At 64.0% G+C, this 26,338-nt stretch carries 22 protein-coding genes and 2 pseudogenes; 15 read left to right on the forward strand and 9 right to left on the reverse strand.

Annotated features, from left to right (window positions below):
- The first annotated feature begins 221 nt into the window (after nucleotides 1-221).
- Nucleotides 222-2,417, forward strand: coding sequence for a methyl-accepting chemotaxis protein (locus ACUXVA_RS11440; protein ID WP_445492199.1), 2,196 nt, complete (start codon nucleotides 222-224; stop codon nucleotides 2,415-2,417).
- Nucleotides 2,418-2,439: 22 nt separating this feature from the next.
- Here the strand turns inward: ACUXVA_RS11440 and ACUXVA_RS11445 are convergent, their stop codons facing one another.
- The 4 genes from ACUXVA_RS11445 to ACUXVA_RS11460 all read right to left on the reverse strand — a co-directional run bounded on the left by ACUXVA_RS11445 (nucleotide 2,440) and on the right by ACUXVA_RS11460 (nucleotide 8,060).
- Complete coding sequence (locus tag ACUXVA_RS11445) at nucleotides 2,440-3,603, reverse strand: alpha/beta fold hydrolase (protein ID WP_445492201.1); 1,164 nt, start codon at nucleotides 3,601-3,603, stop codon at nucleotides 2,440-2,442.
- Nucleotides 3,600-4,913, reverse strand: coding sequence for a cobyrinate a,c-diamide synthase (locus ACUXVA_RS11450; RefSeq protein WP_445493275.1), 1,314 nt, complete (start codon nucleotides 4,911-4,913; stop codon nucleotides 3,600-3,602). Before ACUXVA_RS11450 ends, ACUXVA_RS11445 begins: the two co-directional genes overlap by 4 nt.
- Nucleotides 4,914-5,101: 188 nt before the next feature.
- Nucleotides 5,102-6,640, reverse strand: a complete 1,539-nt coding sequence (locus ACUXVA_RS11455) for an acyl-CoA synthetase (RefSeq protein WP_445492203.1) — start codon at nucleotides 6,638-6,640, stop codon at nucleotides 5,102-5,104.
- Between the two features lie 247 nt (nucleotides 6,641-6,887).
- Nucleotides 6,888-8,060 carry an acetyl-CoA C-acetyltransferase gene (locus tag ACUXVA_RS11460; protein ID WP_265080193.1) on the reverse strand — a complete coding sequence of 391 codons (1,173 nt, stop codon included), beginning with the start codon at nucleotides 8,058-8,060 and terminating at the stop codon, nucleotides 6,888-6,890.
- A gap of 130 nt (nucleotides 8,061-8,190) precedes the next feature.
- Between ACUXVA_RS11460 and ACUXVA_RS11465 the strand changes: the two genes are divergently transcribed.
- The 8 genes and pseudogenes from ACUXVA_RS11465 (at nucleotide 8,191) to ACUXVA_RS11500 (ending at nucleotide 17,427) form a co-directional block, all read left to right on the forward strand.
- A complete protein-coding gene (locus ACUXVA_RS11465; RefSeq protein WP_265080192.1) occupies nucleotides 8,191-8,862 on the forward strand; it encodes a TetR family transcriptional regulator in 672 nt (223 codons plus the stop codon).
- A 246-nt stretch (nucleotides 8,863-9,108) separates the two neighbouring features.
- Entirely contained in the window at nucleotides 9,109-9,867 is a 759-nt protein-coding gene (locus ACUXVA_RS11470) for an SDR family NAD(P)-dependent oxidoreductase (RefSeq protein WP_265080191.1), read from the forward strand.
- A 136-nt stretch (nucleotides 9,868-10,003) separates the two neighbouring features.
- Nucleotides 10,004-10,810 carry an enoyl-CoA hydratase/isomerase family protein gene (locus tag ACUXVA_RS11475; RefSeq protein ID WP_265080190.1) on the forward strand — a complete coding sequence of 269 codons (807 nt, stop codon included), beginning with the start codon at nucleotides 10,004-10,006 and terminating at the stop codon, nucleotides 10,808-10,810.
- Between the two features lie 71 nt (nucleotides 10,811-10,881).
- Entirely contained in the window at nucleotides 10,882-12,756 is a 1,875-nt protein-coding gene (locus ACUXVA_RS11480) for an AMP-binding protein (RefSeq protein WP_445492206.1), read from the forward strand.
- Nucleotides 12,757-12,811: 55 nt separating this feature from the next.
- Nucleotides 12,812-13,939, forward strand: a complete 1,128-nt coding sequence (locus ACUXVA_RS11485) for an acyl-CoA dehydrogenase family protein (RefSeq protein ID WP_265080189.1) — start codon at nucleotides 12,812-12,814, stop codon at nucleotides 13,937-13,939.
- 11 nt (nucleotides 13,940-13,950) lie between these two features.
- A pseudogene (locus ACUXVA_RS11490) lies at nucleotides 13,951-15,194 on the forward strand (acyl-CoA dehydrogenase).
- 153 nt (nucleotides 15,195-15,347) lie between these two features.
- Nucleotides 15,348-16,592, forward strand: a complete 1,245-nt coding sequence (locus ACUXVA_RS11495) for an acyl-CoA dehydrogenase (protein ID WP_445492209.1) — start codon at nucleotides 15,348-15,350, stop codon at nucleotides 16,590-16,592.
- Nucleotides 16,593-16,746: 154 nt separating this feature from the next.
- Nucleotides 16,747-17,427: a nitroreductase gene (locus tag ACUXVA_RS11500; protein ID WP_445492211.1), complete on the forward strand. Its 681-nt coding sequence runs from the start codon at nucleotides 16,747-16,749 to the stop codon at nucleotides 17,425-17,427.
- Nucleotides 17,428-17,629: 202 nt separating this feature from the next.
- Here ACUXVA_RS11500 and ACUXVA_RS11505 read toward each other — a convergent pair whose 3' ends face one another.
- Nucleotides 17,630-18,415, reverse strand: a complete 786-nt coding sequence (locus ACUXVA_RS11505; RefSeq protein ID WP_445492213.1) for an enoyl-CoA hydratase/isomerase family protein — start codon at nucleotides 18,413-18,415, stop codon at nucleotides 17,630-17,632.
- 202 nt (nucleotides 18,416-18,617) lie between these two features.
- Between ACUXVA_RS11505 and ACUXVA_RS11510 the strand changes: the two genes are divergently transcribed.
- From ACUXVA_RS11510 to ACUXVA_RS11525, 4 genes are all read left to right on the forward strand, one after another.
- On the forward strand, nucleotides 18,618-19,274 hold the full coding sequence (locus tag ACUXVA_RS11510) for a Crp/Fnr family transcriptional regulator (protein ID WP_265080187.1): 657 nt from the start codon (nucleotides 18,618-18,620) through the stop codon (nucleotides 19,272-19,274).
- 16 nt (nucleotides 19,275-19,290) lie between these two features.
- Nucleotides 19,291-20,136 carry a DUF6537 domain-containing protein gene (locus ACUXVA_RS11515; RefSeq protein WP_265080186.1) on the forward strand — a complete coding sequence of 282 codons (846 nt, stop codon included), beginning with the start codon at nucleotides 19,291-19,293 and terminating at the stop codon, nucleotides 20,134-20,136.
- Nucleotides 20,137-20,273: 137 nt separating this feature from the next.
- Nucleotides 20,274-20,690 carry a DUF3307 domain-containing protein gene (locus tag ACUXVA_RS11520; protein ID WP_265080185.1) on the forward strand — a complete coding sequence of 139 codons (417 nt, stop codon included), beginning with the start codon at nucleotides 20,274-20,276 and terminating at the stop codon, nucleotides 20,688-20,690.
- 131 nt (nucleotides 20,691-20,821) lie between these two features.
- Nucleotides 20,822-21,244 (forward strand): hypothetical protein, encoded by a 423-nt coding sequence (locus tag ACUXVA_RS11525; protein WP_445492216.1) that lies wholly within the window; start codon nucleotides 20,822-20,824, stop codon nucleotides 21,242-21,244.
- On the opposite strand, the gene ACUXVA_RS11530 is transcribed toward ACUXVA_RS11525, so the two are convergent.
- Entirely contained in the window at nucleotides 21,245-21,571 is a 327-nt protein-coding gene (locus ACUXVA_RS11530; protein ID WP_265083833.1) for a YkgJ family cysteine cluster protein, read from the reverse strand.
- 113 nt (nucleotides 21,572-21,684) lie between these two features.
- Nucleotides 21,685-22,296 carry a pyridoxamine 5'-phosphate oxidase family protein gene (locus ACUXVA_RS11535; RefSeq protein WP_265080183.1) on the reverse strand — a complete coding sequence of 204 codons (612 nt, stop codon included), beginning with the start codon at nucleotides 22,294-22,296 and terminating at the stop codon, nucleotides 21,685-21,687.
- A 124-nt stretch (nucleotides 22,297-22,420) separates the two neighbouring features.
- On the opposite strand from ACUXVA_RS11535, the gene ACUXVA_RS11540 reads away from it, so the two are divergent.
- Entirely contained in the window at nucleotides 22,421-23,353 is a 933-nt protein-coding gene (locus ACUXVA_RS11540; protein ID WP_265080182.1) for a LysR family transcriptional regulator, read from the forward strand.
- Between the two features lie 6 nt (nucleotides 23,354-23,359).
- Here ACUXVA_RS11540 and ACUXVA_RS11545 read toward each other — a convergent pair whose 3' ends face one another.
- Nucleotides 23,360-23,779, reverse strand: a complete 420-nt coding sequence (locus ACUXVA_RS11545; RefSeq protein ID WP_445492219.1) for a PaaI family thioesterase — start codon at nucleotides 23,777-23,779, stop codon at nucleotides 23,360-23,362.
- 165 nt (nucleotides 23,780-23,944) lie between these two features.
- Nucleotides 23,945-25,119 (reverse strand): annotated as a pseudogene (gene pobA, locus ACUXVA_RS11550) (4-hydroxybenzoate 3-monooxygenase).
- 167 nt (nucleotides 25,120-25,286) lie between these two features.
- On the opposite strand from pobA, the gene ACUXVA_RS11555 reads away from it, so the two are divergent.
- Nucleotides 25,287-26,297, forward strand: coding sequence for a TRAP transporter substrate-binding protein (locus ACUXVA_RS11555; protein ID WP_445492221.1), 1,011 nt, complete (start codon nucleotides 25,287-25,289; stop codon nucleotides 26,295-26,297).
- The last annotated feature ends 41 nt before the right edge of the window (nucleotides 26,298-26,338 follow it).

Consider the following 26,338-nt stretch of genomic DNA (forward strand, 5'->3'; position numbering starts at 1 on the left):
CGCCTCAGAAATGCAGCGGCTTTCGCATCCAGATCGCGATCCAGATTCTGCTCTTTTCCGTCGTCGAAGCCATCGATCGGATGGCAAGTTCCCGTAGTAGTACCGGCCGACATATTAAGCCGGTGGAGTTACCGACCCTGTATCTGCAATGGCGGTAATGGCGATCCGGACCGATTTGATCCCCCATCCAATTTGAACGAAAGCAGAAAGAACTGATCCATATGCGCAAATTCTCGTTCGCAAAAATCCGTTCGCTTCAACTCAAAATCGGCCTCGTTGCGGGCCTTTGCCTGACGATGACGAGCGTTGTCCTGATCAGCTACACTCTGGTCTCGAGCGGGAATACGCATTCTTACGTCACCGCGGAAGTGATGCGCCTGGTGGATAGCCAAACCAAGGAGAGCCTGCTCAACCGCGCCGCGACTGAGGGCAATGCGATCAAGGCCGAACTTGAAGTCGGGCTCGATGCAGCGCGAACCATTGCGCATGCATTCGCCGTGCTGGCGGACGACAAGAACAGCGGGACACCGAGCGATACCCGCCGCAAGCAGCTGAATGCGGTGCTGCGGAATGTCCTGGAGAACAATCCGGCATTCAATGGCACTTATTCGGCGTGGGAACCCAATGCGCTCGACGGCAACGATGCAGCCTTTAAAGGCCGGAAGGACAGCGGCTCCGACGATACCGGCCGCTTCCTGCCTTACTGGACGCGCGGCGCGGGCGGTACGGTCGCGGTGCAGCCGCTTGTCGAGTACGACAGCAAGGACCAGCATCCGAACGGTCTGGTGAAAGGCGCCTGGTACATCAACCCGATGACCACGGGCAAGGAGAACATCCTCGGCCCGCTTCCCTATATCGTGCAGGGCAAGCAGGTATTCCTGGCGACCATGTCGGTCCCGGTGGTTATTGACGGAAAGTTCCGTGGCGTGGCAGGCGCAGACTACAATCTTGATTTTGTGCAGCAACTCGCGGTCAAGATCAATGCGTCGCTGTTCGACGGCAAGGGCAAGGTCGCCATTGTCAACGATACCGGACTGGTCGTGGCCAACAGTGCCAGTTCGAACGTCATTGGCAAGAAAGTCGCAGAGGCGGATCCTCGTTGGGCCGATAGTGCAGGCATCGTCCGCACCGGCAAGGCCACGGTGAAGGACGATCCGGCATCGGCCAACGTTGACATTTACTCCCCGATCCAATTCGGTCTCACGACTTCGCCGTGGGCCGTCATCGTCTCGATTCCCCGCAGTGTGGTGCTCGCGTCAGCCAATGCCCTCGACACCTCGCTACGGGAACGATCGACATCGAGCAGTCTTATGCAGCTTGGTGTCGGCTTGGTCGTGGTGCTGATTGCCATCGGACTGATTGCCATAGCCGCACGCGGCATCGCGCAGCCGATCCGCGCCTGTGCCGCGTTTGCCAACGGAATCGCCAAAGGCACCTTTGATCAGAAACTCGATATCGAGCAGGCGGACGAGGTGGGTGTTCTGGCAGGCGCATTGCGAACGATGCAAGGCGATTTGACGAAGAATGTCGCGCAGCGCGCGGAGGATCAGGCCAAGGGGGAGATTGATCGACGTCGAGGCATGCATGAACTCGCGGACAAATTCGAGGGCGCTGTCGGCGAGATCATCCAGACTGTGTCATCGGCCTCAACCGAACTCGAAGCGTCCGCCAATACGCTGTCGGCCAACGCCGAACGCGCGGAGCAACTGACCGCGGTGGTTGCCGCGGCTTCGGAAGAAGCCTCCACCAATGTGCAGTCGGTGGCCTCGGCCACCGAGGAGATGGCCTCTTCGGTTAACGAAATCAGCCGTCAGGTGCAGGAATCCTCGCGCATCGCCCATGAGGCGGTGGATCAGGCGCGCAAGACTAACGACCGCGTCGGTGAGTTGGCGAAAGCGGCGAGCCGTATTGGCGACGTCGTCGAACTGATCAACACCATTGCCGGGCAGACCAACCTGCTGGCGCTCAATGCAACCATCGAGGCGGCCCGTGCCGGCGAGGCCGGACGCGGTTTTGCGGTGGTGGCGTCTGAGGTCAAGGCACTGGCGGAGCAGACCGCCAAGGCCACCGGCGAGATCAGCATGCAGATCACCGGCATCCAGAACGCCACGCAGGATTCGGTGGGGGCAATCAAGGAAATCGGCGACACCATCGGGCGCATGTCGGAGATCGCCTCGACCATCGCGGCTGCAGTGGAAGAGCAGGGCGCGGCGACCCAGGAAATCTCCCGCAACGTCCAGCAGGCCTCGCAGGGCACCACCCAGGTCAGCACCAACATCGGCGATGTGCAGCGCGGTGCTTCCGAGACCGGCTCGGCGTCGGCGCAGGTGCTGTCGGCGGCGCAGCTGCTGTCGCGCGACAGCGAGCGACTTAAACAGGAAGTCGGCAAATTCCTCGACACGGTGCGCGCGGCGTAAAAGCCGCGCAGGCTGCCGCGGATTATCGCCCGGCAGCCTGCGTGAAGAACTCCAGGAGCAGCCGGCTGACCTCGTCCGGCTGCTCCTGCTGCACCCAGTGGCCGGCGTGGTCGATCAGATGCACGCCCCGCATGTCGCTGCAGGCCGTGGTCTGCATCGCCTCGATGGTGCCGGACCGCTGATAGATGCCCCAATCCTGTCGTCCTGAAATGAAGCAGCTTGGGACGTCAATGCTGCGGCCGGAGTAGGTCTCGTGCTCGGCGGTGAATGCGCCCGACGTGCCGCAGCGATACCATTGCAAGCCGCCCTGGAATCCGGTGCGGTCATATTCGCCGGCATAGAACGCCAGCTCCAGGTCCGGCAGCCACCGGTTCGCCGCGATCTGGGCCGGCGACGGCATTTCCTCGGCGACGGTTTCGGCCATGGTTTGGCCGAGTCTCATCACGTAATAGGTCGGCAGCTTGGCCAGCTCGCTCGCGGTCCAGCTATTCAGCGGGAATGGCCTGTTGCCGGTCCAGTCCGCGCTCTTGTGATGATAATAGCCGCGCAGGAAATCATGCACGCCCTGTGGCGCACGCTGCATGTCGCCGTTGGCCTCGCGCGTCGAATAGTACCATTGATAATGCTTGCGTGGCCGCGGCAGGGCGGCGAGATCGCGGTGCACGGGATCTTCCGGCTTCGGCGCCGCCGGCACGTCGGCGGTGCCGAACGGCAGCGGCGGCGGGCCGGCGAACGGCGCACTCATCAAGGCCACCGCGCGAAACACGTCGGGCCGCACCAGCGCGCACCATGCCGCCACCGACGAGCCGAAATCGTGACCGACCACCGCCTCGACGTGGCGATAGCCGAAGGCGGCCACCAGCCCAAGCGCATCGCGCACTAGATTGAGCAGGCGGAACGGCGCGAGGTCGCCGTCATAGTCCGCATCCCAGCCGGTGGTGCGGCCATAGCCGCGCTGGTCCGGCGCCAGCACGTGATAGCCGGCTGCCGCCGGCTGCGGCATCACCTTGCGCCAGCTATAGGCCAGTTCGGGGAAACCGTGCAGCAGCAGGATGCACGGCCGGTCCCTGGTCTCGAAGCCGGCCTCCAGCACGTGCATGCGCAGGCCGTTGATGTCGTCGACGAAGCGCGAGCGGATACCCGGCGGCAGTAGGGCGGCATCGATGGCAGAGAGGGGCTCGGTCATGCGTCGCTCCGTGCGATGGCGTGGAAGAACGTACCAGTGACATGGCCGCGGCGACCGCCCTGCTCGGCGACGGGCTGACCGTAGGCATCGGTGAGCTCGGCAAACGGCGCGTCGGCACCGGGGATCAGCGTGGCATAGTGGAATTCATGGCCGCGCACCCGCGCGCCGGCCGGTCCGATCGGACTGTCGGCGAGGAGCCGCGCCTCGCGATAGCCGAGATGCAGCCGACGCTTGTGGAAGCTGGTGGCGTGGCCGAGCAGGCCGGTCATGGGGTGGTTGACGCCGTCGGCGTCCTCCAGCCGCTCGCCCAACACCATGAACCCACCGCACTCGCCATGCACCGGCCGGGTTTCTGCGAAACGCATGAGCCCATCGCGAAAGGTCTGCGCGGTAGCCAGTGCACCGGCGTGCAGCTCGGGATAGCCGCCCGGCAGCCAGCAGACATCGCAGGACGAGTCCGGCGTTTCGTCGGCGAGGGGAGAGAAGCGTACGATCTCCGCACCGGCGCGGTGCCAGCCATCCAGCAGATGCGGATAGATGAAGCTGAATGCGGCATCGGACGCCAGCGCGATGCGCTGCCCGGGCGGCGGGATTGCGAAGGCCGTCTTGCCTGTGCTGCGCGCGAGCGGCGCGGCCAGTGCGATGACGGCGTCGAGGTCGAGATGTTGTTCGGCCATGTCGGCGAGGGCAGTCAGGCGCGCGGCGAGGTCACCGTGCTCGCCGGCCTGCACGAGGCCGAGATGGCGCTCCGGCAGCGTCAGCGTGGCGTCGCGCGGAATGCCGCCGAGCACTGGTATGCCCAGGGCACCGATCGCGGTGGCGATGGGCGCGCGATGCCGCTCGCTGCCGACGCGGTTCAGGATGGCGCCGGCAATGTGGACCGCGGGATCGTGGCCGGCAAAGCCGCGCAGCACGGCGGCGGCGGATTGCGACTGGCCGGAGACGTCGAGCACCAGCAGCACCGGCAGGTGCCAGCGCGCCGCCAGGTCCGCCGCCGCACCGCTGCGGCCGGGTTCCCTGGCAACGCCGTCGAACAGGCCCATGGCGCCTTCGATCACCAGCATGTCGGCATCGGCTGCGGCATCGCTCGCCAGCGCGTCGAGCAGCGAGGGCGGCATCGACCAGGAGTCCAGGTTGAGACTGCTGCGACCGGTCGCGGCGGCATGAAACGCCGGGTCGATGTAATCGGGCCCGGCCTTGGCCGATCGCACTTTTATCCCGCGCCGCGCCAGCGCGGCGAGGATGCCCAAAGTCACCGTGGTCTTGCCGGCGCCGGAGCGCGGCGCGGAGATGAGAAGGGCAGGGGTCATTTCGGTCATGGAGCTTGTCATCAGCGAAGCGCGGACTCACCCTCCCCTGGAGGGGGAGGGTCGACAATGTCGCGCGAAGCGCGATGTTGTCGGGGTGGGGTGAAACCGCAAGCGCAGCGCGGGCGAATCACCCCACCCCGCGCACTGCGTGCGCGACCCTCCCCCTCCAGGGGAGGGTAAGCAAGAGCCTAAGCGCTTGCCTTCTGTGGCCAGTAGCGATCCCGCAGATGCCGCTTCACCAGCTTGCCGGTTGGGGTGCGCGGCAGTTCGGCTTCGAAGTCGATGCTCTTCGGGCATTTGATCGGCGACAGGTGCTTGCGGCAGAACAGCATCAGCTCGGCCTCCAGCTGCTTGCCGGCGCGGCTCATGTCGTGCGGCTGCACCACCGCCTTGACCTCTTCGCCCATCTCTTCGTTGGGCACGCCGAACACCGCGACGTCGGCGATCTCAGGATGGGTGATCAGCACGTCCTCGGTTTCCTGCGGATAGATGTTCACGCCGCCAGAGATGATCATGTAGGACTTGCGGTCAGTGAGGTAGAGGAAGCCTTCGTCGTCGAGATACCCGACGTCGCCCAGCGTCGACCAGCCGCGGGCGTTATAGGCGCGCTTCGTCTTCTCGGCGTCGTTGTGATAGGAGAACACCGGCGCGTCTGCAAAATACACCGTGCCGATCTGGCCGACCGGCAATTCCTCGTCGTTCTCATCGAGGATTTTCAGCACCCCGGTGACCGCGCGGCCGACGGTGCCGCGATGAGACAGCCATTGCTGCGAATTCGACACGGTGACGCCATTGCCTTCGGAGCCGGCATAGTACTCGATCAGGATCGGCCCCCACCAGTCGATCATCTGCGCTTTTACGTCCACCGGGCAGGGCGCCGCGGCATGGATCGCGCCTTTCAGCGAAGAGATGTCGTAACGCAGACGAACCTCGTCCGGCAGCTTCAGCATGCGCACGAACATGGTCGGTACCGGCTGCGACTGGGTTGCCTTGTATTGTTCGACCAGCTTCAGGAATTGCTCGGCGTCGAAAGACTCCATGATCACCGAGGTGCCACCCAGCGTGACCGCCATCATGTTGAAGCGCAAGGGAGCGGCGTGATACAGCGGCGCCGGCGACAGATAGATGCTGTCGGCATTCATGCCGCACATGTCGGCGCACAACAGCTTGAGGAACGGGCTCGGCACATCGATGGGGCCGTTGTTCAGGTCGCGTTTGATGCCCTTCGGCCGCCCGGTGGTGCCGGACGAATACAGCATGTCAGTGCCGGCGGTTTCGTCGGCGATCGGCGTGGCGGACTGGGCCGCAACCGCGGCATCCCAGTCGCGGAAGTTCTCGTGCGGGCCGTCGACGCAATAGAACAACGTATCCGCCGCGCCGGAGATCAGCGGCGCAATCACTTCTGTTCCTTTCGGCGAGGTGATGACCACCTTCGCGCCGCAGTCCTTGACGATGTAGGCGATCTCCTCCGGCGTGAGGTAGCGGCTGATCGCAGTGTAGTACAGCCCGCTGCGCTGCGCCGCCCAGCAGATCTCCATGAATTCCAGCCGGTTCTCCATCAGTAACGCGATGTGATCGCCGGCCTCGAGGCCAAGCGATCGGAACAGGTGCGCGCCCTGATTGGAGCGTTGGTCGAGCTGGCGATAGGTCATGGACTTGCCCGAGCCCGCCATCAGGTAGGCGATCTTGTCGGGATTCGTCCGCGCGTGGATCGACGGATGCGTCATGGGGCGTTTCCTCAAGGGTCGGCGGATTGATCCGCTCTGGTATTCAGGCAACTTGCTTTCTTTCCCCTCTCCCCCAAGCACAGCGAAGCTGCGCGTAGGCGGGAGAGGGTGGATCGAACCCGTGAAGCGGGTTCGAGACGGGAGAGGGGGCGCTTCTGAGCCTGCGGCTTTCCCTCTCCCGCCTTCGCTGCGCTCAGGCACCTCTCCCGCGGCGCGCAGCTGCGCTGGGGGAGAGGGAAAAGAAAGATCAGAGCCGTTCCACGATCGTCACATTGGCCATGCCGCCGCCTTCGCACATGGTCTGCAACCCGTAACGTTTGCCGTTCTGCTTCAGGGCGTGAAGCAGCGTTGTCATCAGCTTGGTGCCGGAGCCGCCGAGCGGATGGCCGAGCGCAATGGCGCCGCCGTTGACGTTGAGTTTTGCGGGATCGGCACCGACGGTCTTGAGCCAGGCCGTGGGCACCGAGGCGAAGGCTTCGTTGACTTCATAAAGGTCGATGTCGTCGATCGACATCCCGGCCTTCTGCAGTGCGCGCTGGGTTGCGGGAAGCGGCGCCTCCAGCATGATCACCGGATCGCCGCCCATCATGGTCATGTGATGGATACGGGCCATCGGCTTGACGCCCAGCCGCTTCAGGCCGGCCTCGTTGACCACCATGACGCCCGAGGCGCCGTCGCAGATCTGGCTGGCCGAAGCGGCAGTCAGCTTGCCGCCTTCCTGGATCAGCTTGACCCCACGGATGCCGTCCAGCGTGGCGTCGAAGCGGATGCCCTCGTCGATGTGGTGGGTGTCGGCGGTGCCATCAGCGCGGGTGATCGAGAGCGGAATGATCTCGTCCTTGAAACGTCCGGCCTGTGTCGCCGCAATGGCGCGCTGGTGGCTATCATAGGCGAATTGGTCGAGTTCATCCCTGGAGAGACCGTACTTCTCCGCCATCATCTCCGCGCCGGTGAACTGGCTGAACTGGAGGTTGGGGTAGCGCCGTTCCATGCCCGGGCTCTTGTAGTGGCCGAGGCCGGCCTTTGCGGCCAGCGTGCTCGGCGAGCCCATCGGCACGCGCGTCATGCTCTCGACGCCGGCGGCGATCACCATATCCATGGTGCCGGACATCACCGCCTGGGCGGCGAAATGCAGCGCCTGCTGCGACGACCCGCACTGGCGGTCGACCGAGGTGCCCGGCACACTCTCCGGCAGCTTCGAGGCCAGAACCGCGTTGCGCGCGATGTTGACAGATTGCTCGCCACCCTGGCCGACGCAGCCCATGATGACGTCGTCAATCTCTGCGGGATCGGCGCCGCTGCGCTCAACCAGAGCGTTGAGCACCGAGGCGGCCAGATCGGCCGGATGCCAGCCGGAGAGGCGGCCGCCCTTGCGGCCGCCGGCGGTGCGGGCGGCTGCAACGATATAGGCCTCGGCCATGGCGAATTCTCCTTGGTTTGCGTCGTTCGACGGCAGTTTTCTGACCCCAATTTAAGGGGGTAATTTCGCTTAGTCAATCGCTCAATTAACTCTTGAGTGCAGCGCGCCAATCGGCTTATGTGCACGTCACATGATCGCATCTCCGCACATCAGTTCCGCCGGGCGTACACCTCCGGGCAAGAACTCCACCGCCGACAAGCTGTTGGTGGCGGCCAGCGAACTGATGATTCTCAGCAATTCCATCGAAGTGTCGCTGAGCGAGATTGCGCAGAGGTCCGGGGTCAACGCGGCGCTGGTGAAATATCATTTCGGCAACAAGGACGGGCTGCTGCTGGCGCTGCTGGCGCGTGACGCCGCCACCGAGATGACCAACCTCGATTACCTAATGGCGCAGCCGATCTCGTCCACTGCCAAGCTGAAGCTGCACGTGGCCGGGATCATCAAGGCCTATCACCAGTTCCCCTACATGAACCGGCTGATCCATTATCTGCTGCACGAGAGCAGCTCCGAGGCCGCCGACGAAGTATCAAAGTTCTTCATCGGGCCGCTGCTGGATTTCCATCGCCGGCTGCTGGCCGAGGGCTTCGCCGCCGGTGAATTCCGCAAGATCGATCCGGTGCTGTTCTACACCAGCCTCATCGGCGCCTGCGATAACCTGTTCTTCAGCCGCCATGCCATGTCGCGCGCCATTGGCGTCGGCCCGGTGACGGATGAAGTCTGCCGCGACTACGTCGCCCATATGGAGGCGATGCTGCTCGGCGGCATGCTGATCAATAACACGGCCGGATCAACGGTCGGATGACGAGGCGACAAAGCTAAGAAGAAACGGCCCCAAGGAAGACGACAGGCGACCAAGAAAAAACGTCGGGAAACGCCCAAGGAAATATCTGAGGTCCAAGTCGAGAGAAGAAAAGTCCAAGGAAAATACCAGGCAACTACGAAGCCCAATAAGAACAAAAGACCGCGACGCCCAAAAGTAAGTCGAAGAACAAGTCAAAGAACAAGTTCAAGAAGAAAATCAGGAAACGCCCAAGGAAAGGCAAACTCGATGCAGTTGAAGGACGTGGCCGTATTCATCACCGGTGGCGGTTCTGGGCTGGGTGCTGCGACCGCACGCGCCATGGCGGCCAAGGGCGCCAAGGTCGCGGTGTTCGATCGCAGCCAGGAAAATGCCGAGAAGGTTGCGGCTGAAATCAAAGGCATATCCGTGGTCGGCGACGTCACCAGCGAGGCCGACGTGCAGGCTGGTCTGGCCAAGGCGGAAGCTGCGCACGGCATCGCGCGAGTGCTGGTCAACTGCGCCGGCATCGGCGGCTCGCAGCGCATCGTCGGCAAGCAGGGCGTCTATCCGTTGGAGAAATTCACCAACGTCATCATGGTCAACCTGATCGGCACCTTCAACGTGCTGCGGCTGTTCGCCGAACAGGCCGTGAAGCTGGATGCCGTCGGCGAAGAGCGCGGCGTCATCATCAACACCGCCTCTGTGGCTGCCTATGAAGGCCAGATCGGGCAGATCGCCTATTCGGCGTCGAAGGGTGGCGTCGTCGGCCTGACCCTGCCGGCCGCGCGCGACCTCGCCTCGCAGAAAATTCGCGTCAACACCATCGCGCCCGGCCTGTTTCTCACGCCGCTGCTGATGGGCCTCAACGAGGAAGCCCGCGCCAGCCTCGGCGCGCAGGTGCCGCACCCGGCGCGTCTTGGCGACGCCTCGGAATACGGCAACCTCGCGGTCCATATCGTCGAGAACCCGATGCTCAACGGCGAGACCATTCGTCTCGACGGCGCCATCCGCATGGCGCCGAGGTAGGACTCTTCCTTTCCCCTCTCCCCCGGCGCAGCGAAGCTGCGCGCCGTGGGAGAGGGTGCCCGAACGAAGTGAGGGTGGGAGAGGGTCCAGCAATGACTGCCGGTGCTGGCGGAAACAAAAAACGCGGGAGTCCTTGGTGTCCAAACCGCTGCTGATCGATCATCGCGACGGCGTGGATCATGTCACGCTGAATCGGCCGGAGAGTCTGAACGCGCTCGATCCCTCGCTGATCGATGACCTCAGCGTTCACTTCCAGGGCCTGCAGCGCAACCGCGATACCCGCGTCGTGGTGCTGAAAGGCGCCGGTGCATCGTTCTGCGCAGGGCTTGATCTCAAGCATGCCATGACAAAGCGGGCCGGACGGCAGGAGATGCCCGGCGTGACGGAGTCGCTGGATTCGCAGCGCCGCATCGCCGACATCGTGATGCTGATGCGGCGCTGCCCGCAACCGATTATCGCCTTGGTGCAGGGCGCCGCTGCCGGCGGTGGCTTCGCGCTGGCGCTGGCGGCAGACATCCGCATCGCCACCACCTCGGCGCGGATGAACTGCGCCTTCATCAAGCTCGGCCTCGGCGGCTGCGACATCGGCACCAGCTATTTTTTGCCGCGTCTCGTCGGCGTCTCCGTCGCTTCGGAACTGATCCTCACCGGCCGCTTCATTCACGCGGAGCGTGCGCTGGCCGTCGGGCTGGTCTCCGAAGTCGTCGAGGAGGGCAGTCTTGAGTCTGCCGCTGCGCCCTATGTCGAGGCCATGATGATGGCCTCGCCGGTGGGGCTGCGGCTGTCGAAGGAATGCCTCAACATGGCGGTGGATGCCGGCTCGATGGAGGCGGTGATTGCCATGGAAGACCGTAACCAGGTGCTGTGCAGCCGTTCGGAAGATTTTGAGGAAGGCATCCGCGCCTTCATGGAAAAGCGCAAGCCGGTTTACGTGCGGCGCTAGAGTGTGATCGACTGCTGAAACACAGGTCCGTCAAGAGACCGTGGAAAAGAATGCGAACGGGAGAAGATCAGATGAACGCACAGGCCGCCACGGTTTTCACAAAGCCGGCGTTCCGAAAAATCAACTGGCTGCCGCGCGACATCGACGTCGTCAGGCGGGCGGACGGCGTCATCGTCATCAAGTCGAACTTTCCGCTCAAGGACTACGAGCCGCATCTCCCGGTTTCGCTGGCGAAGTGGGCGGTGCAGAAGCCCGATGGCGTCTGGCTGGCGCAGCGCGCTGGCGCCGACCGTGCCTGGCGCAAGATCACCTATGCGCAGGCCAAGCGCGAAGTCGACGGTCTGACCCAGGCGCTGCTCGACATGAAGCTGCCGGAAGGCGCGCCGGTGGCGATCCTGTCCGGCAATTCCATCGAGCATGCGCTGATGACCCAGGCGGCGATGCAGGCGCGGCTGCCCGCGGCGCCGGTGTCGCCGGCCTATTCGCTGATGAGTCAGGATCACGTCAAGCTGAAGTATCTGTTCGATCTGATCAAGCCGGCCGTGGTGATGATGCAGGACGGCCCGACCTTCGAGAAGGCGTTGAAGGCGCTCGACCTCGATGGCATCAGGGTCATTCACGTGACCCGTCCGTGCGACGGCATCGCCAGCACGGCTTTCGCCGATCTCGCCGCGACCCCGGTGACATCGGCCGTGTCCGACTCGATCGCGGCGATCACGCCGGATACGGTTGGAAAGCTGCTGTTCACCTCGGGCTCCACCGGGATGCCCAAGGCGGTGATCAACACCCAGCGCATGATGACGGCCAACGCTGCGCAGATGATGCAGTGTCGGCCGCGCGATCCCAACGGGCCGCCCACCGTCTACATCGACTGGATGCCATGGAACCACACCATGGGCGGCAACGCATTGTTCAACCCGGTGCTGACCGAAGGCGGCACGCTGTACATTGACGACGGCAAGCCGGTGCCGGGGATGATCGAGGAGACGCTGAACAATCTGCGCGAGATCTCGCCGACCTATTACGCCAACGTGCCGGCCGGCTATGCCGTGCTGGCCGCGGCGATGGAGAAGGACGATGCGCTATGCCGCAACTTCTTCAAGAATCTCACGCTGATGGGCTATGGCGGCGCGCGGCTGCCCGACGATCTCTATGACCGCATGCAGGCACTGGCGGTGCGCGCCACAGGCGAGCGCATCGTGTTCTATACCGGCTGGGGGGCCACCGAAACGGCGCCGACCTCGACCGGGACCTATTGGGAGACCGAGCGCGTCGGCCTGATAGGCCTGCCGTTTCCCGGCGTCGAGCTGAAGATGGTGCCGGTCGGCGCCAAGTACGAATTGCGGCTGCGCGGCGTTAACGTCACGCCGGGCTACTATCGCCAGCCGGAACTGACGGCGGCGGCTTTCGACGAGGAAGGCTTCTACAAGATCGGCGATGCCGGCGTGTTCGTCGATCCCGAAGATCCTGTCCAAGGGTTGATCTTCTCCGGTCGCGTGGTCGAGGATTTCAAGCTGACCACCGGCACGTTCGTCCATGTAGGCTCGCTGCGCACCGATGTCATCGCGGCGGCGACGCCGGTGATGCAGGACGCGCTGATCACCGGACAGGACCTGCCCTATATCGGCGTGTTGGCGTGGCCGAATCTGGCCGCCTGCCGCCTGCTGGTCGGCAATCCCGACGCGACATTTGCCGATGTGGTGAAGCATCCGGCCGTCCTGCAGTGTCTGAAGGACGGCCTGCAGGCGCACAACGCGTCTTGCGAAGGCGCCAGCAGCCGGCGCATCGCGCGCGCCATGCTGATGGAGGAGCCGGCCAGCATCGATGGCAACGAACTCACCGACAAGGGCTACATCAACCAGCGCGCCGGCCTGGAACGCCGCGCGGCGCTGGTGAAGCAGCTCTATGCGGAGCATCCGGCTGCGGATGTGATGGTGCTGAATTGAAGCCGCCCCGGAATGACAACTCCATATTCTTGAACAACCAGCAGAGTATCCAGCCATGAACTTCGATTTCTCCGACGACCAGAAACAGCTCCGCGACCAAGCCCGCCGCTTCCTCGCCGAAAAATGCCCGCCGAAGGCCGTGCGCGAGGTGCTCGACGGCAAGGCAACCTATGACAAGGCGCTTTGGAAGGGCCTCGCGGAGATGGGCTTTCTCGGCGTCGCCATTCCCGAGGAATTCGGCGGCACCGGCGCCGGACATCTGGAACTGTGCGTGATCGCCGAGGAGATGGGTCGTGCGCTGGCGCCGGTGCCGTTCTCCTCCACGGTCTATCTCGCTGCCGAGGCGCTGCTGCTGGCCGGGTCAGATGCGCAGAAGAAAAAGTGGCTGCCGCTGATCGCGTCGGGCGAGGCGATCGGCACGCTGGCGCTGTTCGAAGGCTCCGGCAACCCGTCGCCGGACAAGATCCAGCTGGTCGCCGCCAACGGCATGCTGAGCGGCACCAAGAAGCCGGTGCCCGACGGCGCCATCGCCGATTTCGCCATCGTCGCCGCGCGCACGGCCTCGACCGGCCGCGAGACCGACATCGCGCTGTTCATCGTCGACCTCAAGGGCGACGGCGTGGAAGCCAAGGCGCTGGCCAATGTCGATCCGTCGCGCCAGCAGGCCGTGATCACCTTCAAGAACGCAAAAGCCGAACTGCTCGGCGCCGCCAATGAAGGCTGGAGCATCCTGTCGCGCGTGCTCGACCGTGCTGCGGTACTGGTCGCCTTCGAACAGGTCGGCGGCTCCGACCGCGCGCTGGAAATGGGCCGCGACTACGCGCTCGACCGTATCGCGTTCGGTCGGCAGATCGGCTCGTTCCAGGCGGTCAAGCACATGCTCGCCGACATGTATGTGTCGGCCACGCTGGCGCGCTCGAACTGCTACTATGGCGCCTGGGCGCTCTCGACGAATGCTTCTGAATTGCCGGAAGCCGCCGCCGCCGCGCGCATCAGTGCGACGCAAGCATTCCAGCATTGCTCCAAGAATAATATCCAGGTCCATGGCGGCATGGGATTCACCTGGGAGTTCGATTGCCACATGTACTACCGCCGCTCCAATGCGCTGGCGCTCGGGCTGGGCAGCCTATCGTACTGGGAAGACCAGTTGATCGATCGCATGCGCCAGCGCAACGCGGCTTGAGGATCAGAGAAATGAATTTCGATGACACCCCGCAGGAGGCCGCGTTCCGCGCCGAAGCAAAAGCCTGGATCGCGGCCAACGCGCCGAAGCAGTACGAGGATGAACTGAAGAAGGCTTCGCTCGGCCGCATCCAGCTCAAGAGCAACAATATTCTCGACGTCGCAAAGGCCTGGCAAAGAAAAAGGCCGATGCCGGCTGGGCGGTGCCGCATTGGCCGAAAGATTATGGCGGCCGCGGCGCGACGCCCATCGAGCGGGTGATCTGGCAGCAGGAGGAGGGCGTGTTTGGCAAGCTCGGCGCGCTGTTCATCATCGGTCACGGTATGTGCGGGCCGACCATGATGGCCTATGCCTCCGAAGACCAGAAGCGGCACTACCTGCCGCCGCTGGCGTCGGGCGAAAACATCTGGTGCCAGTTGTTCTCGGAGCCCGCCGGCGGCTCCGACGTCGCCGGCCTGCGCACCCGCGCCGAGAAGGACGGCGATGACTGGGTCATCAACGGCCAGAAGATCTGGACCTCGGGCGCACATTATTCGGACTACGGCATTCTCATCACCCGGACCGACCCGAACGTGGCCAAGCACAAGGGTCTCACTATGTTCTTCCTCGACATGAAGAGCCCGGGCGTCGAGATCAAGCCGATCAAGCAGGCCAACGGCCAGTCGGAATTCAACGAGGTGTATTTCACCGACGTGCGGATTCCCGACGCGCAGCGGCTCGGCGCCGTCGGCGATGGCTGGAACGTATCGCTGACCACGCTGATGAACGAGCGCATGGCGATCGGCGCGGGCATGGCCACCGGCTTTCCGGAACTGTTCGAGTTCTGCAGCAACCTGATGCTCGAGGATGGCCCGGCCATCGACGATCGCGCAGTGCGCTCGAAGCTGGCGAGTTGGGCGGTGAAGGCCAGCGGCCTGAAATACACCAGCTTCCGCGCCATCTCGGCGCTGTCGCGCGGCGAGCGGCCGGGGCCGGAAAACTCCATCGGCAAGCTGGTGGCGGGCTCCATGCTGCAGGACGTGGCGACCTATGCCCTCGACCTGCAGGGCGCCGCCGGCGTGCTGACCGGGCCGGACGAGGCCGACGCCGCGGGAAAATTCCAGGCCATGCTGCTCCGCTCGCCGGCCACCCGCGTCGAGGGCGGCACCGACGAAATCCTGCGCAACATCATCGCCGAGCGCGTGTTGGGCCTGCCCGGCGATATCCGGGTCGACAAGGACGTGCCGTTCAACAAGATCCCCACACGGGAACGATAGAGTTCGTGTCCCGGATCTGCGGAGCAGCGCCCTTCGCGCTGCTCCGCAGATCCGGGACCCATATACCAGAAGCAAAATGGGCCCCGGATCAGCAGCGCACCGCTTCGCGCTGCGCGGCATCCGGGGCGCGATTCCTGAAATGAGGATGAGCAGATGAATTTCGATGATACCCCGCAGGAAGCCGCCTTTCGTGCCGAGGCGAAAGCCTGGATCGCCGCCAACGCGCCGAAGGCGTACGAGGCTGAGCTGTCGAAGACCTCGGTCGGCCGCATCAAGCTGCAGCATGAGGATATCGTGTCGGTCGCCAAGGACTGGCAGAAGACAAAGTCCGATGGCGGCTGGGTCTGCCTGCACTGGCCGAAGGAATATGGCGGCCGCGGCGCCACGCCGGTCGAGCGCGTGATCTGGCAGCAGGAGGAGGGCGTCTACGGCAAACTTACCCATCCGTTCCAGATCGGCGAAGGCATGTGCGGCCCGACGGTGATGGCCTATGGCAGCGAGGACGACAAGCGTCGTTACCTGCCGAAGATCGCCTCCGGCGAGGAGATCTGGTGCCGGCTGTTTTCCGAACCCGCCGGCGGCTCCGACGTTGCCGGCCTGCGCACCCGTGCGGAGAGGGACGGCGATGGCTGGATCGTCAACGGCCAGAAGATCTGGACCTCGGGCGCGCATTATTCCGATTACGGCCTGCTGATCACCCGGACCGATCCCAACGTGCCCAAGCACAAGGGTCTCACCATGTTCTATCTGGACATGAAGAGCCCGGGCGTCGAGGTCAAGCCGATTAAGCAGGCCAACGGCATGCAGGAATTCAACGAGGTGTTCTTCACCAACGTCCGCATTCCCGACTCGCAGCGGCTGGGCGCCGTCGGCGACGGCTGGAACGTGTCGCTGACCACCCTGATGAATGAGCGCATGTCGATCGGGGCGCGGCTGGCCAACGGTTTCCCGGAGCTGTTCGAGTTCTGCAGCAACCTGATGCTGGAGGACGGTCCGGCCATCGACGACCGCGCGGTGCGCTCCAAGCTGGCCGACTGGGCGGTGAAGTCGAGCGGGCTGAAATACACCAGCTACCGTGCGGTGTCGGCGCTGTCGAAGGGGGAGCGGCCGGGGCCGGAGAATTCCATCGGCAAGCTGGTCGCCGGCGCCATGGCCCAGGACATCGCGACCTTCGCCATGGACCTGCAGGGCGCTTCGGGCATGCTGACCGATCCGGCGATGGCGGAGGTCGGCGGCCAGTTCCAGGCCATGCTGCTGCAGTCGCCCTCGATCCGGATCGCCGGCGGCACCGACGAGATCCTGCGCAATATCATCGCCGAGCGCGTGCTCGGCCTGCCCGGCGACATCCGCGTCGACAAGGACGTGCCGTTCAACAAGATCCCGACCAAGGGACGGTAGCTCTCGTGTCCCGGACGCGATGCGGCATTCTTTATGCCGCTTCGCAGATCCGGGATCGTCGCGAACGCCGGTATGTGCGACGGCCCCGGCTCTGCGAAGCGATAGTCCGTATCGCATCGCGTCCGCGGGACGTGTCTCACTTTATGAGGACTTCATGACCGACCCCGCCATCGACACTCTCGAAACCCTGCTCGCCGCGCGCTATTCCTGCCGCGCCTTCAAGCCGGAACCGGTGCCGCGCCAGACGATCGATCGCTTGCTCAGCGCCGCGCAAAAAACCGCGTCGTGGTGCAACAGCCAGCCGTGGCAGGTCACCATCACTTCCGGCGAGGCGACGAAAAGATTTCGCGACCTGCTGTATCCGCTGGCGGCGTCGGGCGCGCCGAATGTCGGCGACTTTCCGTTTCCGCGGGAATATCGCGGGGTCTATCTGGAGCGCCGGCGCGAAAGCGGATTCCAGCTCTACAACACGCTAGGCATCGCGCGCGGCGACAAGGCGGCGTACACGAAACAGGCGCTGGAAAATTTCAATTTCTTCGGCGCGCCGCATGTGGCGATCATCACCACAGACGAAGCGCTCGGGGTTTACGGCGCGGTGGATTGCGGTGGCTATGTCAGCAACTTCATGCTGGCGGCGCAGGCGCTCGGCCTCGCGACCGTGCCGCAGGCGGCGCTGGCGTTTCATGCCAAAGTGGTGCGCGAGCATTTCGGCATGGGCGACGACCGCCGCATGGTATGCGGCATCTCGTTCGGATTCCCGGACAGCGGCAACAAGGTCAACAGCTACCGGACGACGCGGGCGGCGTTGCCGGATGTCGCGACGTTTGTGGAATAGAGTTTTTCTTTCTTCCCCTCTCCCCCGCGCGGCGAAGCCGCGCAAGGTGGGAGAGGGTGCCTTCGCGAAGCGAAGGCGGGAGAGGGGCGCCACGCGCTCCTCAGAAGAGCCCCTCTCCCGTCTCGAACACGCTGCGCGTGTTCGATCCACCCTCTCCCGCCCAACGCAGCTGCGCTGCGTTCGGGGGGAGAGGGGACAGACTTCAAAACCGCGGCGCGCGTTTCTCCGCGAATGCCAGGATGCCTTCCTTGATCTCGGCGCCGCGCATGCTGTCGCGGGCGCGCTGGTTGGCGGCGTCCGCGTCGAGTTCGCCGCGGGCGAATTCATTGATGGCTTGCTTCATGCCGCGCATGGCGGATGGCGCGTTGCCGGCGAGGATGGTGGCGAGCCCGTCGACTTCCTCGTCCAGCGTTTCCGCCGGCGCAGTGGCGGTGAGGTAGCCAATCCGCAGCATCTCCGGCGCGTCGATCTTCTGCGCGGTTAGGAACAGCTTCTTGGCGTTGTCGACGCCGAGCCGGGTCACGTAACGCTGGATGCCGCTCTTGTAATAATGCAGGCCGAGCCTTGCTGCCGGCATGAACATCTCGCAGCTGTCGACGCCGATGCGGAAATCGCAGGCCAGCGCCAGGTCGGTGGAGCCGCCATAGACCCCGCCATTGAGCCGGCAGATGGTCGGCAGCGCCAGATCCTCGAGCCGGTTGGCGACGTTCTCGAAGGACGAGCCGGCGCTTGGCTGCTCGGCTTCGCTGCCGGCGCGTTCCGCAATGGCGCCAAGATCGAAGCCGGCGCTGAAGGCGCGGCCGGTCCCGGTCAGCACCAGCACCCGGATGGCGGGATCGGCTTCGACCTGGTCGAACTGGGCCAGCAGCGCGTCGAGATCGGCCGGCTGCAGCCGGTTCAGGTGCTTCGGACGGTTCAGCCGAATGGTGGCGCGGGGGCCGTCGACGGTCAGAATCGGGGGGCCGGCGGTGTCCGTCGTTGCCGACATGTTGTTCTCCTTGGGCAGGGCCGTCGCAAATTGCCTGCGCTGTCACAGCAGGTCAACGCGGCCAACCTATATAAGTGTGATCGATCTCACGGAAGCGGGGCGGCATTTTCGCTGGGATCGGTTATATATTCCACCAAGGATGGTGCTCCCGATCACTGGCATGGCGGGAGCGCATCGAGTTCCGGAACGATCGGCACTTCCCATGGATATGGACTATCTTCACCACGCCGGCAGCGCGTTCGCATCGATCTTTGTGGTGGCGACCTGCACCATGAGAACGATGATCCCGCTGCGGGTGTTCGGCATTCTGACCAATGTGATCTTGATCGGAATCTCGATTCCGACCCACAATTATCCGACCATGGTGCTGCACGCGGTGCTGCTGCCGCTCAATGCCTATCGCCTGCACCAGATGCTGCAACTGGTGCGGGACGTGAAGAAGTCGGTCAACAGCGACCTGTCGATGGAATGGCTGAAGCCGTTCATGACCGAACGCAGGTGCGAGGCCGGGGAAGCACTCTTCTACAAGGACGAGAAAGCCGAGGACATGTTCTACATCGTCAGCGGCCGCTATCGCCTGGTGGAATCCGGCATTGAACTGCCGGTCGGCGCCATCGTCGGCGAACTCGGCATGCTGTCGCCGTCCAACGAGCGGACCCAGACGCTGGAATGCATCGAGGCGGGCACCGTGCTGAGCGTGAGCTATAGCCAGGTCGAAGAGCTCTACGTGCAGAATCCGGAGTTCGGCTTTTTCTTCCTGCGCTTGGCGAGCGCCCGGTTGTTCGAGAATATCGATACTCTGGAGCGCCGTCTGGCGAAGAACAGCGGCGCGGCGGTGGTCGCCGTGCAGCCGGCCTAGGGGCAGGAAACCTTACGTGGCAGGCTTCATCTCCGCAATTCGCGCCACGCTGACCGAGCTGATGGGTCAGGACGATACGGCGGCGCCTTGCCTGCCGCCCGGCCTGCCCGATGAGGTCAGGACGGTGGCGCTGCAGGGCGTGGCGATCCTGATCGACTACCAGGGGCCCGGTTATGCGCAGCTCTATTGCGACCGGATGCGCCGCTTCGTCGGTCGTCGCGGCGTCGATGACGCCCTGTTCTGCGAGATCGCGCGCCTGCTGGCGGTGCGCATGAGCTACCATGATCCGATCCGGATCGCGCAGCTCAAGCTCGCCGAGCCGCTCGCCGCCGGCCGCGCGCCGGTGGTCGATATCAGGCGATTCCGGGCCGACGAACTGATCTCGGCGCTGCCGGAGATCGTCGGCGATCCCGTGCTGTGGGCCCTGGAATCCGTCAGTTGCTCGCACCGGACGATCGCCATGCGCTTCAGCAACGTCGGCTGGTGGAGCAGGCGACGGCTCAGGCTGGAAGCTTCGTTGCGGCGCTGGCGGTTGCTGTCGGTTCGCTATGAGGCGGAGCGGCGCTGGGTCGAGCGCTGGCTGCACATGATCGACCGCGCGCTGACGAATCGTCCGGAGGCGGTCGCAGCGATCGTGCAGACCGCCACGATGATCGAGGGGTATGGCACCGGCTACCGACACGGCCTTGCCGCTTGGCATCAGATCATCGACGGTTTGGCGAAGCCTGTTTTCGACGGTGCGCTGCACCTGCCCGATCTGGCCGACGCCATCCGACGCGCCCGCGCGGTACCTCTCGATCCCAAGGGTGACCAATTGCGCAGGGCGATCGCGGAGATTCGGGCGCGGGCCCGAACGCCATGAGCCAGTCCGTTACCGGGCATCGTTGCCGGGAAACCACGCCCGCCTGGAAGCAGTGGGTTTCCCGGTTCCGTGGCGTGCATTCTGCGATTTGTGCTGTCATAAATGCACATCGTTGCTGATCCCAGAGGGGCATGGGCTTGTCACTTCCCGCAATGTCGTCGTCGGTTGTCTTGGCGCCTTTGGTCGGATGGATGCTGGTCCTGACGGTCAAGCATGTGGTCGCGGATTTCTTGCTGCAAAACGCCTGGATGGCGAAGGGCAAGGACCAGAAGACCGGTTGGGCACTGCCGCTGCTGGCGCATTGCTCCGTGCATCTGGTGCTCACCACTTTGATCATGCTGATCATCGCGCCGCGGTTCTGGTTCATCGGACCGGTCGATTTTGCGATCCACATCACCATCGACCGGCTCAAGGGAATTTGCGTGTCCAGGTTGGGCGTGACGCTGCAGCACCCTTGGTTCTGGTCGCTGATCGGGATCGACCAGGCGCTTCATCACCTGACCGGGTTTGCCCTTGCGATCTTCATCGCCGCGAACAGCGGATCCGCCGTCTAGCCGGGGCGGGAATGTGGCGCGGCTGCCTTATTCATCGAGATCGTTCAAGAGTCCCCCGATAACGTACTGGGGTTGTGGTTAACCTTCCATTAGTAATTTACGTTGCATCGTCGCAGCTGAGGAGAAACCCCATGTGGTCCAGCCGCGAAGCCTTCGAGAACGATTTCTGTCCGGTCCAAGATGATCTGCTCGGTGCGATGTACCGGGCGAATGAGAATGGTCTGCCGCAGCTCGTCGAGAGCGTCTCGTCCGATGTCCGTGCGATGTTGGCGCTGTTCTGCTACCGCCGCAGTCATCTGCACTCGCTGGCGCTTTCCATCGCCGCCAGCTGCGATGAGCGCGAACTGATCCAGCCGGGCGGTCGCGTTGGCTCGACGCTTTATGCGTTAGCGCATGAAACGACCGCGGCGCGACCCGCCGCCACCTCGTCCTACGGCAACCGCAAGGCGATCACGCTGTCGACCAAGCCGCTCACCACGTTCTCGCCGGTGACGGATGACGAGCTTGACGAGGACATCGAAACAGCCGGCAATCGCGTTCACGTCACGGCTTGATTAAAGGCCGCTCTCGTCGGGAGCGCACTCCAACACTGGCAGCCCATGTCGGCGCCGCGCCATGGCGCATTCCGGGTCGCCGGGCATGCAGGTCCGACACACGTCCGGCCTGATCTCATAAATGCCGCACGCCGTGCTCTCGCCGACCTTGCCGGTCAGGGCCGAACAGCGATCGCCGTCGCAACGCATGCCGGACAGCCGCTCGTTTACATATTTTTCCGGAATGAGATCGAGCGCCTCGTCGTCCTCGATGGTGAACCGCGGCCAGTTGCTGGAATATGAACAGCATGCCCCGCAGGCCTGGCATGGGCTCGTCTCGGCAGGCATTGTTGTGATGGCAGTCATCGCTGTGTCTTAGCGCGGACACGCCAGCGCCGATACACCTCTCGTCATTCCGGGTTCGCTCGGGCTGCACCCTCACGCCCCCGGAACGACGAGCTCTATCCCTTCAGTTGCGCCAGTTCCGCTTCCAGCTCGGCGATCCGCGCATCGCGCGATGCCAATGCGGCGGCCACGTCCGCGGCGTCGAATTTTTGTGGAATGTGCTGCGGGCAGTTCGTGTCCCACGCCGAGATATTGAAGACGATCACCTGTTCCGGCCGCGCCCTGTATCCCTGCGGCATCAGGCTGGCGAGCAGCGCCGGATCGTCCTCCACCACGCGCGCCTCGCCCCAGATCTTCACGCGGCGGCGATGCGCATAATCCATCAGGAAAATCTGCGCCTTCGGGTTTTCTGTGAGATTGCCCTGGCTGATGAACTGCTGATTGCCCTTGTAGTCGGCAAAGGCCAGCGTCTGCTTGTCCAGAACCTTCACGAAACCCTTGGGGCCCCCGCGATGCTGGATGTAAGGCTGACCATCGGCGCTTGCGGTTGCCAGGAACAGGCTGTCGGCCTCGGCCAGGACCGCCGCAAGGTGGTCATCGACCTCGCTGCGCCAGCCGCCATTCTGTTCGACCCGCGCATAGGCCTCGCGCGAGCCTTTGCGCGCCTGAATCGCCTTGACCGCCGGCGTGAAGGCGACGTCGCTGGAATAATGCTGGGTCCTGGTCATTCGAATCTCCCAAGAATGTCTCAGGCGAGCGATATTTCTCGTCACGCCCCAAGATGGCTCCGTCCACGAAATTTGAGAATAATCGCAATTGACACTTCATTGTTGCGGAATATGAAATAACGCCATGGATCGCATCGACGCCATGACCGCCTTTGTCGCGGTTGCCGACCTCCGGGGCTTTGCGCCCGCCGCGCGAAAAATGGGGCTGTCGGCCTCCAACGTCACCCGGCTGATCGCCGCGCTCGAAGAGCGCGTCGGCGCTCGGCTGCTGCAGCGAACCACGCGCTCGGTGACCCTCACCGACGTCGGCGCGCGTTATCTGGAACGCGCTCGCCGCATCCTGGCCGATATCGAGGAGGCCGAAGGCTCCGCTCGGGCCGAGCGCACCCTGCCGAGCGGCCGGCTGGTCGTGTCGGCGCCGGTCGGTTTCGGACGGATCCATGTCACGCCGCTGATGTCGAGCTATCTGCAACGCTATCCCTCCGTCAGCGGCGAGTTGCGCCTGACAGACCGGGTGATCAACATGGTCGAGGACGGCGTCGATGCCGCGATCAGGATCGGTCATCTTCCGGATTCCAGCCTGGTGACGCGCAGTCTCGGCAGCATGCGGCGCATCGTGGTGGCGTCGCCGGATTATCTCGCGCGGCGCGGCCAACTGAAGGCGCCCGCCGAGCTTGCCGGCCACGACACCATCCAGTTCGGCGCCACGGCGGCTGTGCCGGAATGGCGCTTCCTCGTCGACGGCAAGGAGATCCGCGTCAGCCATGCGCCGCGCTTCACCTGCAACGTGGCGGATGCCGCGACCTGGCACGCGGAGCACGGCGGTGGACTCGCCAGCGTGCTGGCCTATCAGGCAGCCGACGCCATCGCGGCGGGACGGCTGGACGTCGTGCTGGCGGATTTCGAGTTGCCGGCGATGCCGATCCACGTGGTCTATCCGACGTCGCGTTTGCTTTCCGCCAAGGTGCGGACGTTCATCGATCTCGCGCTGGAGACCGCCGACTGGCATTTCGACGCGCGGTCGGCAGGCCGGCACAAGAAGCCGCGCGCTGAATGAATGCGGTTATTCTTTTTTCTGCACCACGCTGAAGCTGGCACTGGCGCGTGCGCAGGGCACGCCGTCGACGATCACCAGGCACTGCGCGAAGCATAGCGTGCGGCCGGTCTTGATCACCTCGGTCTCGACCTGCAGCCATTGCCCGACTTTGGCCGGGCCGATGAAGTCGACCGACAGGCTGGCGGTTACCAGTCGCGTCGCGCCGCCGAGCTGGTGCCCGCAACTCAATCCCATGGCGTTGTCGGCCAGCGACGTGATCAAGCCGCCATGGGCCATGCCGCGCGAATTGGTGTGCGGCAGCGCCAGCCTCAGGCCGATGATGACAGCCTTGTCGGTGCGCTTGGAATAGATCGGCTCCCACGGATCGGTCAGCGGGCTCTGACGGAAGTGGCGCTCGAAGCCAGCGGGGATGTCGGTGGTGGTCATGCAGTGGCGCTCGCGATGGAGGAGGTTGTCTCCATATGAGCCGGATCGTGCTGCCGAGGACAGAGCAACAAAGTTTAAAACGAGATTTCAAACGGGTTGCGATCGGTCGTCATTCCAAGGTCGCGCGCAGCTCGCGCTGCGCACGCCCCGGAATGACAGCTGTGTTCAATACGGCAGCCCCACGTAATTCTCCGCCAGCGACGCCGTCGCCGCCTGCGAATGCACGACGTAGTCGAGTTCGGCCTGCTGGATCTTGCCGCCAAATCCGTCGGCGTCGGGGAAGCGGTGCATCATCGAGGTCATCCACCATGAGAACCGCACCGCCTTCCACACCCGCTTCAGCGCGCGCGCCGAATAGAAGTCGATGCCGACCGAGGATTTCTCGTCGTAGAACTCGCGCAGCGCCTGCGACAGGTAATGGACGTCGGAAGCGGCGAGGTTGAGCCCCTTGGCGCCGGTCGGCGGTACGATGTGGGCAGCGTCGCCGGCCAGGAACATCCGGCCGAAGCGCATCGGCTCGGCGACGAAACTGCGCAGCGGCGCAATGCTCTTTTCGATCGACGGTCCGGTGACCAGCGCCTCGGCGGCTTCGGGGTCGAGCCGCGCGCGCAACTCGTCCCAGAACCGGTCGTCGGACCATTCCTCGACATGCTCGTCGAGAGAGCACTGCACGTAATAGCGGCTGCGGGTTGTCGAGCGCATCGAGCACAGCGCGAAACCGCGCTCGTGATTGGTGTAGATCAGTTCCGGCGAGACCGGCGGGGTGTCGGAGAGCAGGCCGAGCCAGCCGAACGGATAGACCCGCTCGTAGGTTTGCACTGCGGTAGAAGGCACGCTCTGCCGGCTGACGCCGTGAAAGCCATCGCAGCCGGCAATGAAATCGCAGGCGAGTTCGTGGCCGACGCCATCCTTGACGTAACGCACGCGCGGATGGTCGGTGTCGAAGTCGTGCAGGCTGACCTGGTCGGCGTCGTAGACCGTGGTGAGGCCGGCCTTGGCGCGGGCATCCATCAGGTCGCGGGTGACCTCGGTCTGGCCGTACACGGTGACCGATTTGCCGCCGGAGGCCCGTTTCAGGTCGATGCGATGCCGGATGCCGCCGAACAGCAGTTCTATGCCGTCATGGATCAACCCTTCATGGTGCAGCCGCTCGGTAATCCCCAGCTCGTTCCATCAGGCCGACCGCGCCCTGTTCGAGCACGCCGGCGCGAATCCGGCCGAGCACGTAGGCTGGGTCCTTGCGTTCCAGGATGACGTTGTCGATTCCGTAGGAATGGAGCAGACTGCCCAAGCAGGAGACCCGCCGGGCCGGCGCCGATGATTGCTACTTTTGTCCGCAACACTTGCTCCTGCATTTCTTATAGGTTTGTCGGGCCCGCAGCGCCGCGAGTGAAGACGTCGCGGATCGTTGCAGGCTCGGCTTGCAATGATAATTATATCATATAACAATATTCGCAAAGGGGTCGTTCAAGACCCCACGTCCAAAGGCCAAGGGGAGAAGATGTCAATGAGGAAAGCCATTCTGGCGTTGCTGGTTGCGGCCAGCGTGACGCCCGCGCTCGCGCAGGACAAGACCGTCAACATGAAGGTGTCGCTGTGGGTGCCGCCGGCGCATCCGCTGGTGCCGGCCACGCAGGCATGGGCTGCCGACATCGAAAAGGTCTCCGGCGGCACCATCAAGATGTCGGTGTTTCCCTCCGAACAGCTCGGCAAGGCGTTCGACCATTACGACATGGCGCGCGACGGCATCGCCGACATCACCTACGTCAATCCCGGCTACCAGCCCGGCCGCTTCCCGATCGTGGCTGCCGGCCGGCTGCCGTTCGTGTTCTCCGACGCCAAGAAGGGGACGCTGGCGCTCAACGAATGGTATCACAAATACGCCCCGACCGAGATGAAGGACACCAAGCTGTGCTTCGCCTTCATCCATGATCCCGGCACCCTGCACGGCAAGAAGAAGATCGTTGTGCCGTCCGATCTCAATGGCGTGAAGGTCCGCCCGGCGCAGAGCACCATCGGCGAGATGGTCAAGCTGTTCGGCGGCACCAACGTGCAGGCCTCGGCGCCGGAATCCCGCGACGCCATCGAGCGCGGCGTCGCCGACGAAATCGCGTTCCCGTGGGGGTCGATCTTCCTGTTCGGCATCGACAAGGTGGTTAAGTATCACATCGATACGCCGCTCTACACCACGGTGTTCACCTACAACATCAATCTGGCCAAATACAATTCCATGTCGGACGGCCAGAAGAAGATCATCGATGATCACTGCACGCCGGAATGGGCATCCAAGGTCACCGATCCCTGGACCGACTTCGAGGCTAACGGCCGCACCAAGATGAAGGCGCTGGAAGGTCATGAGGTCTACAAGCTGACGCCGGAACAGCTGGCCGAATGGAAGAAGGGCGTCGAGCCGCTGCACGCCAGCTGGGCCGCGCAGGTCAAGAAGGCCGGCGGCGACGCCGACAAGGTCGACGCGGATCTCAAGGCTGCGCTGAAGAAATACGACGCGGGATTGTAAGTTCTTAACCTCTCCCCGCTCTTGCGGGGAGAGGTCGGCTT

The sequence above is a fragment of the Rhodopseudomonas sp. RCAM05734 genome (assembly GCF_052658035.1).

Coding starts and splice junctions, on each gene's coding strand:
- ACUXVA_RS11440 (WP_445492199.1), top strand. CDS start 222: ATGCGCAAATTCTCGTTCGCAAAAATCCGTTCGCTTCAACTCAAAATC.
- ACUXVA_RS11450 (WP_445493275.1), bottom strand. CDS start 4,913: ATGACCCCTGCCCTTCTCATCTCCGCGCCGCGCTCCGGCGCCGGCAAG.
- ACUXVA_RS11505 (WP_445492213.1), bottom strand. CDS start 18,415: ATGTCGGCAACGACGGACACCGCCGGCCCCCCGATTCTGACCGTCGAC.
- ACUXVA_RS11485 (WP_265080189.1), top strand. CDS start 12,812: ATGAACTTCGATTTCTCCGACGACCAGAAACAGCTCCGCGACCAAGCC.
- ACUXVA_RS11465 (WP_265080192.1), top strand. CDS start 8,191: ATGATCGCATCTCCGCACATCAGTTCCGCCGGGCGTACACCTCCGGGC.
- ACUXVA_RS11510 (WP_265080187.1), top strand. CDS start 18,618: ATGGATATGGACTATCTTCACCACGCCGGCAGCGCGTTCGCATCGATC.
- ACUXVA_RS11445 (WP_445492201.1), bottom strand. CDS start 3,603: ATGACCGAGCCCCTCTCTGCCATCGATGCCGCCCTACTGCCGCCGGGT.
- ACUXVA_RS11555 (WP_445492221.1), top strand. CDS start 25,287: ATGAGGAAAGCCATTCTGGCGTTGCTGGTTGCGGCCAGCGTGACGCCC.
- ACUXVA_RS11500 (WP_445492211.1), top strand. CDS start 16,747: ATGACCGACCCCGCCATCGACACTCTCGAAACCCTGCTCGCCGCGCGC.
- ACUXVA_RS11540 (WP_265080182.1), top strand. CDS start 22,421: ATGGATCGCATCGACGCCATGACCGCCTTTGTCGCGGTTGCCGACCTC.
- ACUXVA_RS11545 (WP_445492219.1), bottom strand. CDS start 23,779: ATGACCACCACCGACATCCCCGCTGGCTTCGAGCGCCACTTCCGTCAG.
- ACUXVA_RS11460 (WP_265080193.1), bottom strand. CDS start 8,060: ATGGCCGAGGCCTATATCGTTGCAGCCGCCCGCACCGCCGGCGGCCGC.
- ACUXVA_RS11495 (WP_445492209.1), top strand. CDS start 15,348: ATGAATTTCGATGATACCCCGCAGGAAGCCGCCTTTCGTGCCGAGGCG.
- ACUXVA_RS11470 (WP_265080191.1), top strand. CDS start 9,109: ATGCAGTTGAAGGACGTGGCCGTATTCATCACCGGTGGCGGTTCTGGG.
- ACUXVA_RS11530 (WP_265083833.1), bottom strand. CDS start 21,571: ATGCCTGCCGAGACGAGCCCATGCCAGGCCTGCGGGGCATGCTGTTCA.
- ACUXVA_RS11535 (WP_265080183.1), bottom strand. CDS start 22,296: ATGACCAGGACCCAGCATTATTCCAGCGACGTCGCCTTCACGCCGGCG.
- ACUXVA_RS11480 (WP_445492206.1), top strand. CDS start 10,882: ATGAACGCACAGGCCGCCACGGTTTTCACAAAGCCGGCGTTCCGAAAA.
- ACUXVA_RS11525 (WP_445492216.1), top strand. CDS start 20,822: ATGTGGTCCAGCCGCGAAGCCTTCGAGAACGATTTCTGTCCGGTCCAA.
- ACUXVA_RS11455 (WP_445492203.1), bottom strand. CDS start 6,640: ATGACGCATCCGTCGATCCACGCGCGGACGAATCCCGACAAGATCGCC.